9 protein-coding genes and 1 pseudogene are annotated in these 18332 nt (G+C 39.4%); 9 read left to right on the forward strand and 1 reads right to left on the reverse strand.

Annotation, left to right across the window (positions count from 1 at the left end):
- Positions 1-200: 200 nt before the first annotated feature.
- From IPL24_08555 to IPL24_08570, 4 genes are all read left to right on the forward strand, one after another.
- Entirely contained in the window at positions 201-473 is a 273-nt protein-coding gene (locus IPL24_08555) for a lamin tail domain-containing protein (GenBank protein ID MBK8363723.1), read from the forward strand.
- A gap of 53 nt (positions 474-526) precedes the next feature.
- Positions 527-8101, forward strand: coding sequence for a CotH kinase family protein (locus IPL24_08560; protein MBK8363724.1), 7575 nt, complete (start codon positions 527-529; stop codon positions 8099-8101).
- Between the two features lie 18 nt (positions 8102-8119).
- Complete coding sequence (locus IPL24_08565) at positions 8120-9325, forward strand: T9SS type A sorting domain-containing protein (GenBank protein MBK8363725.1); 1206 nt, start codon at positions 8120-8122, stop codon at positions 9323-9325.
- A gap of 124 nt (positions 9326-9449) precedes the next feature.
- Positions 9450-11204, forward strand: coding sequence for a chloride channel protein (locus tag IPL24_08570; GenBank protein MBK8363726.1), 1755 nt, complete (start codon positions 9450-9452; stop codon positions 11202-11204).
- A 94-nt stretch (positions 11205-11298) separates the two neighbouring features.
- Here the strand turns inward: IPL24_08570 and lpdA are convergent.
- Positions 11299-12686: pseudogene (lpdA, locus tag IPL24_08575) on the reverse strand (dihydrolipoyl dehydrogenase).
- 435 nt (positions 12687-13121) lie between these two features.
- Here lpdA and IPL24_08580 point away from each other — a divergent pair.
- From IPL24_08580 to thrA, 5 genes are read left to right on the forward strand one after another with little or no spacing between them, the layout of a single operon-like run.
- The gene (locus IPL24_08580; protein ID MBK8363727.1) at positions 13122-14681 is read left to right on the forward strand and encodes a M61 family metallopeptidase; all 1560 of its coding nucleotides are present in this window, start codon (positions 13122-13124) and stop codon (positions 14679-14681) included.
- Positions 14648-14872 carry a hypothetical protein gene (locus tag IPL24_08585; GenBank protein ID MBK8363728.1) on the forward strand — a complete coding sequence of 75 codons (225 nt, stop codon included), beginning with the start codon at positions 14648-14650 and terminating at the stop codon, positions 14870-14872. The genes IPL24_08580 and IPL24_08585 overlap by 34 nt, the downstream gene beginning before the upstream one ends.
- Positions 14869-15246, forward strand: coding sequence for a RidA family protein (locus IPL24_08590; protein MBK8363729.1), 378 nt, complete (start codon positions 14869-14871; stop codon positions 15244-15246). Before IPL24_08585 ends, IPL24_08590 begins: the two co-directional genes overlap by 4 nt.
- Before the next feature lie 10 nt (positions 15247-15256).
- The gene (locus IPL24_08595; protein ID MBK8363730.1) at positions 15257-15826 is read left to right on the forward strand and encodes an aminodeoxychorismate/anthranilate synthase component II; all 570 of its coding nucleotides are present in this window, start codon (positions 15257-15259) and stop codon (positions 15824-15826) included.
- 55 nt (positions 15827-15881) lie between these two features.
- Entirely contained in the window at positions 15882-18332 is a 2451-nt protein-coding gene (gene thrA, locus IPL24_08600; protein MBK8363731.1) for a bifunctional aspartate kinase/homoserine dehydrogenase I, read from the forward strand.

Raw genomic sequence — 18332 nt, forward strand, 5'->3', positions numbered from 1 at the left:
TTGAAATTTTGCAGATACTTTAGATACAAAAAAAATCTCTGTAACCCGCTGCTGTTCATAACTTCAAGCCATTTTTCATTCACCATTTTATTTGTAGTATTTACCAAAATTAGGAGTCTAAATGAGTTTTTGTGATTAAATTTGATCCGAACCTGAAACCAAACAAAATCATATTTAACCACACATTTACTAAAATTTACATGAACACATTTTTGAAAAAGGCTGTCGCACCGGCCCTGTTATTTTTATTGCTTAATCTGACTGGATTCTCCCAAATTGTAATCAATGAAATTTGTCCTTCAAATGTAAACACTATTCAAAATTCGAATGGTGATTATGATGATTGGATTGAATTGTATAATGCCGGAGGAAGTAGCGTGAATTTACAAGGCTATGGATTGACGGATGATATCACAAAACCTTTTCGTTTTACATTTCCATCATTCAGCCTTGGATCAGGAAAAGAGTTCTAGTTTTTGCTTCTGATTCAACAAGCAATGTTATCGTTGATCATTATGAGATGGCAGTGAATGGACTTTCTTCCTTCAAGTATAAATCAGGAAGTGCTTCATTGGATACCAACTGGAGAAATAATAGCTTCAACGATGGATCATGGTCATCAGGTAATGGTGGTATAGGTTTCGGTGATGGCGATGATAATACAACAATATCAGCTACCGTTTCGGTAATGATGCGTAAAACATTTACAATTCCCGATACTTCACAGATATTGAAAGCAATTCTGATGATGGATTACGACGACGGATTTGTAGCCTATCTGAATGGAGTTGAAATTGCACGGTCAAATTTGAGTGGGTCGCCACGACCAAGTTGGAATACACTCGCATTATCATCGAATGAAGCACGTAACTATCGCGGCCTTCCAATCGATTCTTTTTTCATTGATCCCGTTTTATTAAAAACAATTATCCGTCAGGGAAGTAATGTCTTCACTGTAGAAACACATGATGTTTCAGCGTCTTCAACAGACATGTCTTCCGAGCCATATCTGTTTTTTGGAATGAAGAGCACAGGCTTGACATTCAGTAATCCTCCATCGTGGTTTAACTCGCCTGACAATGAATTTTTTAATGCAAAGTTCAAATTGACAAGGACCGGTGAAACGGTAACACTATTTAATCCGGGAGGATCAATTGCAAATCAAGTTACGTTTCCGGCAGTAGATATAGATCATTCTTATGGCAGAAAACCTGACGGTGGAGTTAATTTTTGTTTGATGGCAACTCCAACACCTGAAACAAGTAATAATTCAACTACATGTTATAATGGTTATGCAGGTACCGTAATTTTTAATAGACCTAGCGGCTTTTATAGTTCAACTCAGAACATAACTCTTACTTCAACTATTCCCGGATCTACGATTCGTTATACAACAAACGGAAATGTTCCTAAGACTACTGACAGATTATATACCAGTGCAATTCAAGTAAGCAGTACAAAGACAATCCGAGCCCGTGTTTTCCTAAGCGGATATTTACCCGGACCGACGATCACAAATACTTATCTGATAAATGAAGATACACATCTGCCTGTTTTTTCAATTGTAACTGACTCACTGAATTTGTGGGATTACAACACCGGGATATATGTAAAAGGTCCGAATGCAGAATCTGCATCTCCATACTTTGGAGCAAATTTCTGGCAAGACTGGGCAAAGCCTGCTGCTGTAGAATTCTTTGATAAAAATCAAAACTCTATAGTCAAATTTGATTCTGATATTGAAATTTCAGGAAATTATTCAAGAGCGAAAGACCAGAAAAGTTTTGAGATCAAATTAAGCGACAGGTATGGTACGAGTGAGATCAATTATTCATTCTGGCCGGACAAACCTTATGTTGACAAGGTTGACAAATTAATAATTCACAATGCAGGCACGGACTGGAATGTTGTTCATTTCCGCGATGGTTTAATGGAGAGAGTGATGAAGAATACCTATAGTGGTTATCTTTCTTCTGAACCTGCGATCATGTTCCTGAATGGTGCGTACTGGGGAGTTTATAATATTCGTGAGCATAATGATAATAACTGGATCAAAACTAATTACGGACTTGATAAAGATGAAATAGATCTTTTGAGAGAAGGTGGTAGTACAATAGAAGTTAAAGAAGGAAGTGATGTTAGCTTCTGGGATATGTATAATTATGCAACTTCTCAGAATGCAAGCAGTCAGGCCTATTATGATCATATTAATAGTGTGCTTGATCTGAAAAATTACGCAGATTATTTTATCGCTGAAACGTATTATAACAATGGTGACTGGATAGGTGAGTGGACGAACAATATTAAATTGTGGCGACCAAATGCTCCTGGAAGTAAATGGAAATATTTATTGTATGATACAGATTATGGTTGTGGCTTAAAAGGCAGTGTGAACGATAATCGTTTATCGATGGCTATTAATCCGGTTGCATTTTCTCATAGTTCAGAAATGTTTGATGCTATCCTTGATAATCCGACTTTCAAAAGATATTTTATTAATCGGTATGCTGATCTTATAAATACAGCATATCTTCCATCGAATTTTAATGATGAAATAGATCACTTTCAGGATTTAACATCATTTGATATGGTGAATCATTTTGCAAAATGGGGTAGTAATACTTCCACATGGCAGTCGAATATTAACAGCATGAAATCGTTCATCAATGCACGACCTGATAAAGCACGTGATTATATAAAATCGCAATTTTCTTTAGCAGCAAAAGTTACATTGACATTACAGTGCTCACCTGCAGGCTCAGGAAGAATTGAGATCAGTACGATAACACCTACAAGTCTGCCTTGGTCAGGAGTTTATTTCAATGGAAATCCGGTAACGATTACAGCAATTCCTAATCCGGGATATACCTTTGATCATTTCAGATCAAACGTTACTATTTCATCAAATAATTTCAATCAATCTGTTACTTACAACTTCACTGCAAATGATGTGATCACTGCTTACTTCACAGGTTCAGCTGCTAGTCCGCAGGTAACGATCAGTGAATTTAATTACAATGCAGACTCGGCAGCAAATTCCGGTGACTGGATCGAATTATGGAATTACGGAAGTACTGCTTTAAATATTTCCGGTTGGAAATTAAAAGATGGTCAGGAAAATCACGTATTTGTTTTCCCTACAGGAACAGTGATTCCTGCTAATAGCTATCTGGTAGTAGTAGAAGATTCATTAAAGTTCGATTCACAATTCCCTAACGTAAATAATTGGATCGGACAATTAGGATTTAATTTTTCAAATGGTGGCGATGAAGTTCGGCTGTTTAAGTATGATGATAACTTACATCTTTCATTTACATATCAGGATAATGTGCCATGGCCTTATGAGGCTGATGGTGGTGGTTATACCTGTGAACTTGTAAACAGAACTGTAAGTTTGAATGATGGGTCAAATTGGTTTCCGGGTTGTTTAGGTGGTTCTCCGGGAAGAGCATATAGCGCTTCAATTTCTTCGACCGTAAGTATTTCAGGAAACACAACTATATGTACTGGTGACAACGCTACCTTGAATGTGACTAATGTTCCCGGATATACTTATCAGTGGAGAAGAAATAACGTTTCTATCCCGGGTGCAAATGCTGATAGTCTGATTGCAACTCTGGCAGGTAATTATACCGTCTCTGTCAGTGACGGAAGTTGTTCTGTTATGACTCCTGCATTTACATTAACAGTTGTAACAACAACTGCAAATCCTGTTACAACTTCTGCATCATCTTGTGGTGCAAGTTCATTGACACTGACCGCTACGGCGTCTGATTCTATTTTCTGGTACGATGCTCCTAATGGTACAGAACTGGGATCCGGTGAAACTTTTATAACTCCGGTTTTAAATTCTACAACTACATATTATGCACGCAGCAGTAGAAACTGTCCAAGTGGTTTTGTAAGTGCAGTAGCTACTATCACTCAGCAAGCTGCAACGCCATTGGTAAATGATGTTTTCCGTTGTGGTCCGGGTGCTGTAACTTTAACAGCATCTGATACGGCAACAATTCATTGGTACAATGCACCTACAGGTGGAGCACTTCTTGAAACGGGAAGCTCTTTCGTGACGAATATAATTCCTCATGATACTGTCTTCTATGTTGAAGCAGGAAATTACTGCCCAAGTCAACGTATAGAAGTTCATGTTACGATTAATACTACCGATGAACCGATTGCAAACGATGTTTCCCGTTGTGGAACAGGAACTTTAACGCTGACGGCTACATCTTCTTCTCCTTTATTATGGTATTCAAGTGAATTCGGCGGTTCTTCTGTAGGTAGTGGTGCTTCTTGGACCACACCGTCGATGAGTGCGACTGATACTTTTTATGTTGAAGCAAACGGCGGTTGTGCAAGTACGAGAGTTCGCGTAATTGCAATAGTTTCGCCAATCCCGCCTGCACCAACTGCTTCCAATGTTACGATTTGCGGAACGGGTACAGTTGATCTGAATGCAATATCAACAGAACAGGTATATTGGTTCTCATCCGGTATCGGCGGAACATTACTTTACACAGGAACAACTTTTACGACTCCGGTACTTACGACTACAACAACATATTATATCGAAGCAGGTTATACTTGCAGAAGTTCCCGAACTGCCGTGCAGGCAATTGTTTCTTCAGTTCCAGCCCCACCGGCAGCATCTGATGTTTCACGATGCGGCACCGGTACAGTAAATCTTCTTGCAAATTCTCCGGAATTAATTTCATGGTTTGATGCAGCAGTAGCAGGTAATCTTCTTGCTACCGGTGATGCATTTACGACACCATCAATTTCTGTTACTACTCCTTACTATGCAGAAGCCGGAACAGCTTGTTTGAGCAGCCGGACAATGGTGAACGCTATCGTTGAGACGGTTCCTGCTCCTCCAACTGCATCCGATGTTTCGCGTTGTGGTAGTGGAACAGTAACTCTGAATGCAACATCCTCTCAGACGATCTATTGGTATGCCAATGCATCCGGTGGTTCGCCATTAGCAACGGGAGCTAGTTATACAACACCTTCGCTTTCTTCAAATACAACCTATTATGTTGAAACAGGAAACTCTTGCCGTAGTACACGAATTCCTGTGCAGGCATTGATCACAAGTCAGCCTGCTGCGCCAAGTGTAGTGGATGGTGCCCGTTGTGGTTCCGGAACTGTTGTTCTTACTGCATCATCACCAGCTGTTATCAATTGGTATGCAAATGCAAGCGGTGGTCCATCTTTAGGAACAGGATCAACTTTTACAACTCCTGTCATAAGCACTACAACAACATATTATGCAGAAGCAGGAAGCGGTTGTAATAGTCCTCGTGTACCTGTTGAAGCAACAATTACTTCAGCACCGGTTGCACCGGTTGCAGCTAACGTTTCACGTTGTGGTCCGGGAACAGTAACGCTTAACGCTGTAGGAACACAAACAATAAACTGGTACAGTGCTCCAACAGGAGGAACTCTTCTGGCATCTTCTGCAAGTTATACTACTCCTTCAATTTCATCAACAACTACTTATTATGTTGAACAAGGGGCAGGAAGTTGTCAATCCAGCAGAGTAGCTGTACAGGCAATAGTGAATTCAATTCCTTCAGCACCTTCTGCAAGTGATGTCAGCAGATGTGGCGCAGGATCAGTTACGCTTACAGCAACGTCATCAACTACTGTTAACTGGTATAGTTCTTCTTCAGGAGGAACTCAACTTGGAACAGGTCTGACGTTTAATACACCTTCTATTTCATCGACTACTACATATTATGCAGAAGCGAATAATGGTTGTGCAAGTTCAAGAACTGCTGTTGATGCAATAATCAATTCTGTTCCTGCAGTACCTTCAGCACCTGCGGTTAGCAGATGTGGAGCAGGTACCGTTAACTTAGTAGCAACTTCTTCTGAACAATGTTTCTGGTATAGTGCTGCTTCCGGTGGAACTCTTTTGTTTACCGGTTTGTCATTCACTACTCCAAGTATTACGTCAACTACAACTTACTATGTTGAAACAGGAAATTCCTGCCGAAGCAACCGGATCGCTGTTCAGGCAATTATTACAACCCAACCTGCAAGCCCTTCTGTAACCGACGGTTCACGATGTGGAACAGGTACTGTAAATTTATCCGCTACTTCAGCAACACAAATTAACTGGTATACCTCTGCAAGTGGCGGAAGCTCTGTTGCTACAGGAACGACTTTTACAACTCCAAGTATTTCTTCTACGACTATCTATTATGCTGATGCAGGTACAGGCTGTAACAGTCCCCGGGTACCGGTCACTGCAACAATAGATCCGATACCTTCTGTGCCAAGTGCCAGTGATGTTACCCGTTGTGGAACCGGTAGTGTTACTTTGACTGCAACTGCTACAGAACAAGTTTACTGGTACAGTGCTTCTTCCGGTGGAACATTGTTGCACACAGGAAATACATTTAATACACCTTCAATAACAACTTCAACGACGTATTATGTTGAGCAAGGAAATTCATGCAGAAGTAACAGAGTTGCCGTTGATGCTATCATTACAAATCCACCTGCTAGTCCGGCAGTAACGGATGGAAACCGATGTGGCCCGGGTACTGTTGTTCTATCAGCAACTTCTTTAGCTCAGATCAACTGGTATGCAAATGCAAGCGGTGGTACTGCATTAGGTACAGGAACTTCATTTACTACTCCTTCAATTTCTGTAACAACTATTTTCTATGCTGATGCCGGAACAGGATGTAATAGTGCAAGAGTACCGGTAACAGCAAATATTAATTCAGCTCCTGCAGCTCCTGTTGCTAACGATGTAGCAAGATGTTCTACAGGAACTGTTACGCTTACAGCTACCGGAACAGGCTCTATCAAATGGTATTCAGCTTCAAGTGGTGGTTCTGTTTTATTTACCGGATCATCTTTCACTACTCCTTCAATTTCTGTTACAACAACTTATTATGTTGAAGCAGATAATGGTTGTGTTTCCTCCAGAACTTCTGTTGATGCTATCATCAACTCACCACCTGCTGAACCGATCTTAACAGACGGGTCGCGTTGTGGTACAGGAACTGTTGTCTTAACTGCATCATCACCTGTTAACGTAAATTGGTATTCATCTGCTTCTGGTGGAACCGTATTAGGTACGGGTCTGTCATTCACAACACCTCCTATAGGTACAACTACAACATTCTATGCTGATGCAGGATCTGGTTGCAATAGTCCCCGCGTACCTGTTCAGGCAATTGTAAATTCAGTTCCAACTCTTCCTGTTGCTGCCGATGTTTCAAGATGTAATTCCGGTACTGTTATTCTTACAGCAAGTTCTAATGGGCCACTTACATGGTATAGCACTTCAACAGGCGGAACAGCTCTTGGAACCGGATCAACGTTTACTACTCCTTCACTTACTTCTACAACTACATATTATGTCGAAGCGGGTGATGTCTGTTTAACAAACCGGGTTGCTGTTGATGCAATTATTACATCTGCGCCTCCGGTTCCTGTCTTAACAGACGGTGATCGTTGCGGAACAGGATCAGTCGTATTGACTGCTACAAGTTCTGATCAGGTTAACTGGTATTCATCAGCCAGTGGTGGATCTTCTTTGGGAACAGGCTTATCATTCAACACACCATCAATATCTGTTACAACGACTTTCTATGCTGATGCAGGAATAGGATGTAACAGTGCGAGAGTTTCAGTTCAGGCAATTGTAAATCCAATACCTGCAGTTCCTGTTGCTGTTAGTGGTAACAGATGTGGTACCGGTACAGTAACATTGACCGCAACTTCCCCTGAGCAGATCTATTGGTATTCTACTGCATCCGGTGGTGTTTTACTTGGAACAGGAAACTCATTCACTACGCCTTCAATTTCAGTTTCTACAAACTATTATGTTGAAACAGGAAACGATTGCAGAAGCAACAGGATATCTGTTCAAGCTGTAATTAATCCGATCCCTGCAGCACCTGCAACGTCAGATGTTTCCAGATGTAATACAGGTACAATAACCTTGAATGCTGTTTCTTCTGAATCTATCTTCTGGTACGATACTCCTTCAGGTGGAAATTTATTATTTACCGGTCCTGCATTTACTACTCCTTCATTGTCAGTTTCAACTCCTTATTATGTTGCAACGGGTGATGTGTGAATCAGCCCGAGAGTTCAGGTGTATGCTATCATTACGTCACCTCCTGCAGATCCAATCGTGTCGGATGCTTTTGCTTGCGGAACTGATTCAGCTCTCTTAATCGGAACTGCATCAACACAGATCAATTGGTATGATGCTCCAAGTGGTGGTAATCTGATCGGTATCGGTGACTCAATTTATAGTCCGGTAATTTCTGTCAATACAACCTTCTATGCAATCGCAGGATTAGGTTGTAACAGTAATCCGGTTGCTGTCGATGTTGATATCAATCCGGTGCCATCTGATCCGACAACACAAAGTTCATTCGTTTGTGGATCAGGGACTGTGACGCTTAATGCAACTTCAACTGAACAATTATACTGGTACGACTCACCTACAGGTGGAACACTCCTTCTTACAGGAAGTACTTTTGTGTCACCATCGATCTCTTCAACTACAACATATTATGTTGAAGCCGGTGATCTTTGCAGAAGCAACAGAATACCGGTGGATGCACTTGTTACTCCTTATTCAGTTATAAATACATTGAATTCTGCCAGCAATTGCGGCGATGGAAGTTTAACATTGGAAGCAATTTCTACTGATCTGATTTCCTGGTACGATGCTCCGGGTGGAACATTACTTGCAACAGGAAGTACTTTTGTGACGCCGGTACTTACAGCTTCGCAGACCTATTATGTTATTGCTGGTAGTGATTGTCCTAGTGCAATTCAACAAGTGAATGCTACGATCTACGACCTCCCGGTTGTTGATCTTGGTCCTGATTCATTATTCTATCAAAGCGGACAAACTGTAACTCTGGATGCAGGAGCAGGATTTCTGAATTACTTGTGGAATACTTCAGAAACCACGCAGCAAATTTCAGTTACTAATTCCAGTTTCTATGAAGTAACTGCAATTGATTCTAATGGTTGTGCAGGCAATGATATTATTTATGTTGATTTCTCTATTGGAATTGAACAAAGTGAATTAAGTAATTCATTAAGTGTTTATCCGAATCCAACTCATGATAAATTTGTATTGGAATTAAATAAAAATTCTATCAAAAAATTATCTGTGAAGATCAGTTCGTCTGATGGAAAACTGGTTAACCGGGAAATTCTAAGTTCTCCTTCAGGAGCATATAAACATGAATTTTCAATGCAAGGTTATTCTGCAGGAATTTATTTTGTAGAATTACAAAGTGAAAATCAAAAGGCAATCATTAAACTGATTGTACAATAAAATATAATTTTTGATTCTGAAAAAGGGAGTGCTGAATGGCATTCCCTTTTTTTATGGCATGAAGTCGTTTAATTTTACCATTTGTGCAGCGATAAAATATATGTTTATCTTTACATAAATGGTTGTGAAAAAATTAGGCTTCTGGCGTAAGAAATATTTTGGGACACGAACATCTCTCATCCTGACTAGTGTTGTTATTGGATTACTTACAGCTATCTGTGCGGTGATCCTTAAAAACGCAGTTTCATTTATTCAGGAGTCAGTACATCAGATTTCAATTTCGGAAGGGTATCATTTGTTGCTCTTCATTTTTCCGACGGTAGGAATTCTTCTTACAGTTTTCTATACACAAGTATTCAGAAATGGTGAACTTGGCAGGGGAGTGACCAACATAATTTATACGATATCCAGGAAATCGAGTTTTGTTGAAAAGGATAAATTGTACTCGCAAATGCTGAGTAGTATTCTGACTGTTGGCTTTGGAGGTTCTGCCGGACTTGAAGCACCAATTGCAGCTACAGGTTCTGCTATCGGCAGTAACACTGCCCGCTGGCTTCGTTTCAATTTAAAAGAAAGAACTCTTCTCTTAGCATGTGGCGCTGCTGCAGGGATCTCAGCCATCTTCAATGCTCCCATAGCCGGAGTGATCTTTGCCTTTGAAATTTTGCTGGTCAATATGCCGGTTCCGGTAATTGTTCCTTTGATCATAGCTTCTGCCAGCTCTGCATTGTTATCGCATCTGATCTATTCCGGTCAGCCATTTGTATTGATTACGAGTTCGTGGTCTTCGAATCATGTAGGATATTATATTTTATTAGGATTTATTGCTGCATTCGTTTCTGTCTATGCGATCAGAATATATTTTTTTATTGGTGATCTCTTTTATGGAAAACAAAATGTTTATCTGAAGGCAATTATTGGCGGACTTGCTCTTGGCGGACTTATATTTTTATTTCCGGCGTTATATGGAGAAGGTTATGGAAGTGTATTGGATCTCTTGCATAAAGATTCCGGTGGATTATTAGCTGACAGTATTTTTATTCCTGATGCCGGTGCATGGACTTTGGTTGTGATCGCCGTTGCATTGATGCTTCTGAAAGTTGTTGCAACTTCACTAACCGTTGGAGCAGGAGGGAACGGCGGTATGTTTGGATCATCTCTTTTTACAGGTGCTATGTGCGGATTTGCTTTTGCGCATACTGTAAATCTGCTTGGTATTGCACATCTCGATGAAGTTAATTTTACTGTGATCGGTATGGCTGCGATGATGAGTGGTATCATTCATTCTCCTCTGACGGCAATTTTTCTTATTGCAGAAATTACCGGTGGATATGCATTGTTTGTTCCATTGATGGTGGTAAGTTCAATATCATATTTAGTGTCGAAATATTTTGAACCATTTTCTGTATACACTAAAAAACTTGCTTTAAAAGGTGATCTCATCAGCACCGATAAAGATAAACTCGTTCTTGCACGTATGGCTCTGCGAAATTATCTTGAAACAGATTTTGTTTCTGTTAACCAGAACGACACGCTTGCAGAATTGATCCATGCAATAGAAATTTCAAAACGAAATATTTTTCCGGTTGTCAATGAAGAAAATGTACTTGTTGGAGAAATTCTTCTTGACAATGTCAGACATGTCATGTTCTCAAAAGAATTGTACGATAAGACTTATTTAAAAGATCTGATGATCACTCCCGCTGCCATCATCGATATTCACGACAGTATGGAAAAAGTACTCCAACTCTTCGATCAAACTAATTTGTGGAATTTACCGGTCACTGATAAAGGAAAATATATTGGCTTTGTTTCCAAATCAAAAATTTTCACACACTATAGGCATCATTTGATAAAGGATGGCGTTGTGCCGGCATGACTTATGAAGTTCAATGTTCAAAGTTCAAAGTTGGCTTCGTAGTTGACTACGAAGCCAACTTTGAACTTTGAACATTGAACCTTCAGCCTTGAACTTAAAGATGTATACACTCCCCATAAGCCTCCGCCACAGCTTCCATAATAGCTTCGCTCATTGTCGGGTGGGGGTGGACTGTTTTAATTATTTCATGGCCTGTTGTTTCCAGTTTTCTTGCTGCTACTACTTCGGCAACGAGTTCAGTTACATTGGCACCGATCATGTGTGCACCTAGCCATTCGCCATATTTGGCATCAAAGATAACTTTTACAAATCCGTCGAAATTACCGCCGGCTTTTGCTTTGCCACTTGCTGAAAAAGGAAACTTGCCTACTTTGATCTCATATCCTGCTTCTTTAGCTGCCTTTTCTGTATACCCTACAGATGCAACTTCCGGTGAACAATAAGTACATCCGGGAATGTTCTTATAATCTATCGGCTCAACATGCATGCCTGCAATTTTCTCTACACATGTTATTCCTTCATGAGATGCTACGTGTGCAAGTGCAGGTGTATTCAGTACATCACCGATTGCAAAATATCCCGGCATATTTGTCTGATACCATTCATTCACAAGGACCTTACCTTTATCAGTAATAATTCCAACTTCTTCAAGTCCGATGTTTTCAATATTAGATGTAATGCCAACTGCCGAAAGAACAACATCACATTCTAAGATCTCTTCACCTTTTTTACTTTTTACTTTTACCCTACATCCTTTGCCTGATGTATCAACACTTTCAACAGTTGATTCAAGCATAATTTCTATACCTGATTTTTTGAATGAACGTGCCAGTTGTTTTGAAACATCTTCATCTTCTACCGGAACAATGTTCGGCATGAATTCAACGATCGTTACTTTCGTTCCGATTGAATGATAAAAATATGCAAACTCAACTCCAATAGCACCTGAACCAACTACAACCATTGACTTTGGTTGATTCTCAAGTGACATAGCTTCTCTGTAACCGATGACTTTTTTTCCGTCTTGTTTTAACGAAGGCAATTCACGTGAACGAGCTCCTGTTGCAATAACAATATTCTTTGCTTCGTACGTCTGAAGTTTTCCGGCATTATCCTTCACTTCAACTTTACGACCAGCTTTCAATGTGCCATAACCGGCTATTACGTCAACTTTATTTTTCTTCAGTAAAAATGTTACCCCTTGCTCATTGCATCTGCTACACCACGACTGCGTTTTACCATTGCAGGAAAATCTGCTTCTGCTCCTGATACTTTTATTCCGTAGTCCTGTGCATGCATTAAATATTCAAAAACCTGGGCACTCTTTAAAAGAGCTTTCGTAGGTATACAACCCCAGTTCAGACAAACTCCGCCAAGCTCAGATTTCTCTATAATGGCTGTTTTCATTCCTAACTGTGCTGCCCGAATTGCTGCTACATAACCACCGGGACCACTTCCCAATACAATAAGATCGTAATTCATAATTTTCAGAATTTGGGCGAAGGTAATTACAATTTTGTGAATTTGTAGTCGTTCTAAGAATGAGATCTTTTTCGCATTTCTTAAAGTTAAATATACTATTCTAATTGATAATTCCTTGTAAGTAATTGATTCGTAATAATATAAATCAATGCTTGCTATGATCAAATTTAGCCAATCATTTAGTGAACTTTTTTGAAAGAAAAATATCTTATTTCTTCTCATGCATCTACCGCAATAAATCTGCGCAAAATCTGCGAGTTCTGCGGAATCTGCGGGATTAAAAACACACAATATTTATTTCCCGCAGATCCCGCAGAACTCGCAGATTTTGCGCAGATTGAATACTATTCCTCTATTTAAGTTCACAGTTAAAAAATGTTGAATTCTTCACCTGAGGATGCGTAAAATGCAAGCAGATTATTTATAAAATTGCATATGGCCATTTTATACAAATTATCCGCCGCTCATCCGATCTCTCACTTTGTCGAAATTGAAATGCACGTTTCAGATATTGACGGTGATGAAGTAGTTTTTCAATTACCAAGTTGGAGACCCGGACGATATGAAATTGCAAACTTTGCAAAGAATATCAGAAAATGGAAGGCAGTCAATAAAAAAAATGAAGCACTGGCTTTCAGAAAACTTAATAAAGATTCCTGGAGTGTTTCAACTGATGGAGCAAAAGAACTGATCGTCAAGTACGAATATTATTGTGCTCAGTTAGATGCAGGCGCTTGTTGGGTCGACGACGAACAGATCTATATAAATCCTGTTCATTGTTTTCTTTTTATTCATGACCGGATCCATGAAGAATGTATTGTTGAATTGTCTCTTCCTGCTAATTACAGAATAGCAACTTCATTGCAGAAATCAGGTGAAAGAATTTTGCTCGCTGAAGATTATGATGAACTTGTAGATAGTCCTTTTATAGCAAGTTCAACCTTGCAGGTAAAATCATATGAAGCTTCAGGAATAAATTTCTCCATAGCTATTCAGGGAGATACTCAACCGGATTGGCCAAGAATTCTGGCTGACTTCAAAGCATTTTCTGAAAAGCAAATTGAGATCATGGGAAGTTTTCCTGTAGAAGATTATATTTTCCTTGTACAGATTCTCCCTAACCGGTTTTACCACGGTGTAGAACATCTTCGCTCAACTGTTCTGGCATTAGGTCCCGGTTCGCAATTGATGAATGAATCACTTTATACTGATTTCATCGGAGTAGCATCACATGAATTATTTCATGCTTGGAATATTAAAACGATTCGCCCGATTGAAATGATGCCTTATGATTATACTAAGGAAAATTATTCAAGACTTGGATATGTTTACGAAGGAGTAACAACATATTATGGTGATCAGATCCTGGCTCGTGCTGATGTTTATACAATTGATCAGTATTTTGTAGAAGTAAATTTGAGATTGCAAAAGCATTTTGATAATCCGGGAAGACTTAACATGGCAGTGGCTGATAGCAGCTTCGATACGTGGCTCGACGGATATGTTCCCGGTGTTCCGGGAAGAAAGACTTCAATTTATGATGAAGGAAGTTTGACTGCAATGATGACTGATCTTCTGATCCGGAAAAATACTGATCATAAGGCATCGCTCGATACCGTTATGGTCAACCTGTATAATGACTTCGGAAAAAAAATGCGCGGATATACTGACCACGATTATATTTCTCTGGTTAGTCATTGCGCAGGAGTTTCACTTGCAGATTTCTTTATCGATTTTGTCTATGGAACGGAGGATGATACCGAGATCCTTCAGGAGACTCTGAATTATGCCGGATTACTTTTGCATCAGATCCCTTCAGAAGAAGAAAGTGAAAGATATTTTGGTTTTAAAATTTCTGCTGATAGCCGGATCACAAAAGTTACTGCTGTTTATCCTGATTCACCTGCATTTACTGCAGGATTGGGTAAGGATGATGAGATCGTTGCTGTGAATGAAAGAAAGTGGAAGATAATTTGCAGGAACTACTTTTTTTAAGTCGTGGTGAAACAATTGTGATAACAGTTCTTACTCCTATGAAACGACTTAAGGATATTGCAATTGAAGGTAACTCTGAAGAATATTATCCAAAATATAGTATTGTAAAAAATATTAATGCTGGTCAGGAACAACAACGATTCTTTAAATCGTGGTTAGGAAAAGAATTTCAGGAAACAAAAAGTTTATGAAAAGAATTATCAAAACATCAAATGCTCCCGCACCAATAGGTCCATATAACCAGGCGGTTGAGGTCAACAATACTCTTTATGTTTCCGGACAGATTGCAATAAATCCTGCCGATGGAACTCTGGTCATGTTGAATATTTTAAGAGAAGCTACTCAGGTACTGGAAAATATTTCTGCTATCTTGAAAGAAGCCGGTTATTCTTTCAGTGATGTTGTCAAGACAACGATTTTCCTGAGCGACATGAATAATTTTTCTGCAGTCAATGATGTATACGCAAATTACTTCACAGATAATTTCCCTGCACGTGAAACTGTTGAAGTAGCAGGACTTCCGAAAAATGTGAATGTTGAAATTTCTGTGATAGCAGTAAAGTAATCTCCGGAGCTTGAAAATTTTACTACTCGATAACTATGATTCGTTTACTTACAATCTTTTTCATTATCTGAACGATTTTGAATCTGATGTTGTTGTAAAAAGAAATGATGAGATCGAAGTAGAGGATGTTAAACAATTTGACAGGATCGTTTTTTCACCCGGACCTGGCTTGCCAGAAGAAGCCGGTAAAATGATTGAAATTATAAGAAGATATTCTTCTGATAAAAAAATGCTGGGAATTTGTCTGGGAATGCAGGCGATTGCAGTAGCTTTTGGTGGCAAACTCTACAACTTACCTGCTGTTCATCATGGTGTTGCTATTGCAACGAAAGTTGTCGATAAAAACGAACCTCTGTTTGATGGCTTGCCAACCACTTTTAAAACAGGAAGGTATCATTCATGGTGTGTAGATTCGGACACTTTGCCGGCATCACTTGTGGTTACTGCCCTTGATATTCATGGAGAAATTATGGGATTATCACATGAAAATCAGCTTATAAAAGGAGTCCAGTTCCATCCCGAGTCAATTCTTACAGAATGGGGTAAAGAATTGATAAATAACTGGTTGTATAAGTGTTGATTTAATAACATTTTGATAGCGCACTTCGTATGTATGTGGAATTATTTTCACATCTATGATAGTAATAAAATTTGGCGGCACATCTGTCGCTACTGCGCAACGTATTGAAGGTCTTGCATCAATTGTAAATGACCTCAAAAGAAAGCACAAAAAAGTCGGAGTAGTAGTTTCTGCATTTGGCGGTGTTACCGATGAATTGATCAGAATGAGTCGCCTTGCTGCTAAACAAGATCCCGAATATATTTCTGTATTCAGAGAGATCAGGGAACGACATGTAAAAACTGTTCGTGAACTTGGTTTGCATCGCGATAAATCTTTACATGATTTTCTTGAAAGCACATTTGCGGAACTACATGATATTCTGCATGGAGTTTATCTGGTCAGAGAACTTTCTTCACGCACACTTGATTTTCTCAGTGGACATGGCGAAGTCTTATCGGCAAATATCATTGCACATTATTTCAAATCTCAGAAGATGGGCGCATCGTTTTTAGATGCCCGTACTGTTATCCGCACCGATGAAAATTTCGGTTCTGCACGGGTTGATTTCAATGTCACTAACAGAAACATCAGAGAGTATTTCAAGAAATCGAAAAGCATAGAAGTAATAACAGGTTTTGTTTCTTCTACAGCAAAAAATGAAATGACGACTCTTGGAAGAGGAGGTTCTGATTATACGGCTGCAATTTTTGGTGCTGCACTGGATGCAAAGGAAATTCAGATCTGGACAGATGTAGATGGTGTTATGACTGCTGATCCGAGAAAAGTGAAGAAAGCTTTCTCAATTGCCTCAATGACCTATGAAGAAGCAATGGAAATGTCGCATTTCGGAGCGAAAGTCATTCATCCGCCTACGATACAACCGGCATTGGATAAAAAAATTCCATTGCTTATAAAAAACACATTCAAACCTCAGCATCCCGGAACTTTTATTTCTACTGAATCGTCTGATCCGGAATTCCTCATCAAAGGAATTTCTTCGATCGATAATATTTCTTTGCTTACAATGCAGGGAAGTGGCATGGTAGGTGTTGCAGGTATTTCTGCACGACTTTTTAATTCGCTCTCACAAGCAAAAGTGAATGTGATCATGATCACTCAAGGTTCATCCGAGCATACAATAAGTTTCGCTGTGAAGCCGGAAGATTCAATCAAAGCACAACAGGCAATTGAAGAATCATTTCATCTTGAGATCCGCGCCCGAATGATCCAGAAACCTAAGGTGGAGAATAATCTCTCTATCATCGCTGTCATAGGGGAGAATATGAGAAATACTCCGGGAGTTTCAGGACGATTATTCCAGGCGCTGGGAAAAAATGGTATCAGCGTTGTTGCTACTGCTCAGGGCTCTTCGGAATTAAATATTTCTACTGTCATTCACAGACATGATCTCGATAAAGCTTTGAATTCATTACATCAGGCATTTTTCTTGTCGGATGTAAAAACACTTTCAGTTTTTCTTGTCGGTACCGGACTTATCGGGAAAACATTGATGAATCAGATCGCCAAACACAAAGATTATCTGAAATCATCACGTTCACTCGAGATCTCAATAGTCGGAATTTCTAATTCGCGAAAAATGATCTTCGATAGCGATGGAATTTCCCTTTCACGCTATACAGAAAATCTCGATAAAGGTGAACCTGCTGATATGGTTCAGTTTGTTCAGGCAATGATCAGCATGAATTTACCTCAATCAATTTTTGTTGACTGTACATCCAATGAAGTAGTGGTAAAACACTATGCAGAGATAATGGAGAACAGTATTTCTATCGTTACTCCGAATAAAATTGCAAACAGTGATTCCTATAAAAATTATCTGAACCTTCGTTCGATCGCCAAGAAAAGAAACGTACGTTTTCTCTATGAAACGAATGTTGGTGCAGGATTACCTGTCATCAATACCTTGACTGATCTTCTGAATAGCGGAGATGAGATCCGCAGGATTGAAGCAGTTTTAAGTGGTACATTGTCTTTTATATTTAATAATTTCAATGAAGGAACAGCCTTCAGCGATATAGTTAAGCAGGCACAGGAAAAAGGATTTACAGAACCTGATCCGCGTGTTGATCTGAGTGGAAAGGATGTTGCAAGAAAATTGCTTATCCTTGCCCGTGAAACTGGTATGAAGATCGAATTGAAAGATATTCAGATCGAAGGAATTTTACCGGCATCGTGTCTGAAAGCTCCGTCTGTTCCGGCATTCTTTGTGGAACTGAAAAAGAACAATCATCTCTTCGAAGCAATGCGTGCAAAAGCAGCAAAGAATAATAAAGTTTTGCGTTTCATTGCCAGTCTTGATAAAGGTAAAGCTAAGATCAGTCTGCAGGATGTAGATTCAAGTCACCCGTTTTATAATTTATCAGGAAGCGATAATATTATTTCATTCACAACAGACAGATATACCGACCGGCCATTGGTAGTAAAAGGTCCCGGAGCAGGAGCAGAAGTTACTGCTGCCGGTGTTTTCGCAGAGATCATCAGTATCAGTAAATATTTTGAATAG

The sequence above is a fragment of the Bacteroidota bacterium genome (assembly GCA_016711505.1).
Lineage (GTDB): Bacteria > Bacteroidota > Bacteroidia > AKYH767-A > 2013-40CM-41-45 > JADKIH01.

What these genes read in the sequence shown, in the direction of transcription:
- IPL24_08555 (MBK8363723.1), top strand. Translation starts at nt 201, where the DNA reads ATGAACACATTTTTGAAAAAGGCTGTCGCACCGGCCCTGTTATTTTTA.
- IPL24_08580 (MBK8363727.1), top strand. Translation starts at nt 13,122, where the DNA reads ATGGCCATTTTATACAAATTATCCGCCGCTCATCCGATCTCTCACTTT.
- IPL24_08590 (MBK8363729.1), top strand. Translation starts at nt 14,869, where the DNA reads ATGAAAAGAATTATCAAAACATCAAATGCTCCCGCACCAATAGGTCCA.
- thrA (MBK8363731.1), top strand. Translation starts at nt 15,882, where the DNA reads ATGATAGTAATAAAATTTGGCGGCACATCTGTCGCTACTGCGCAACGT.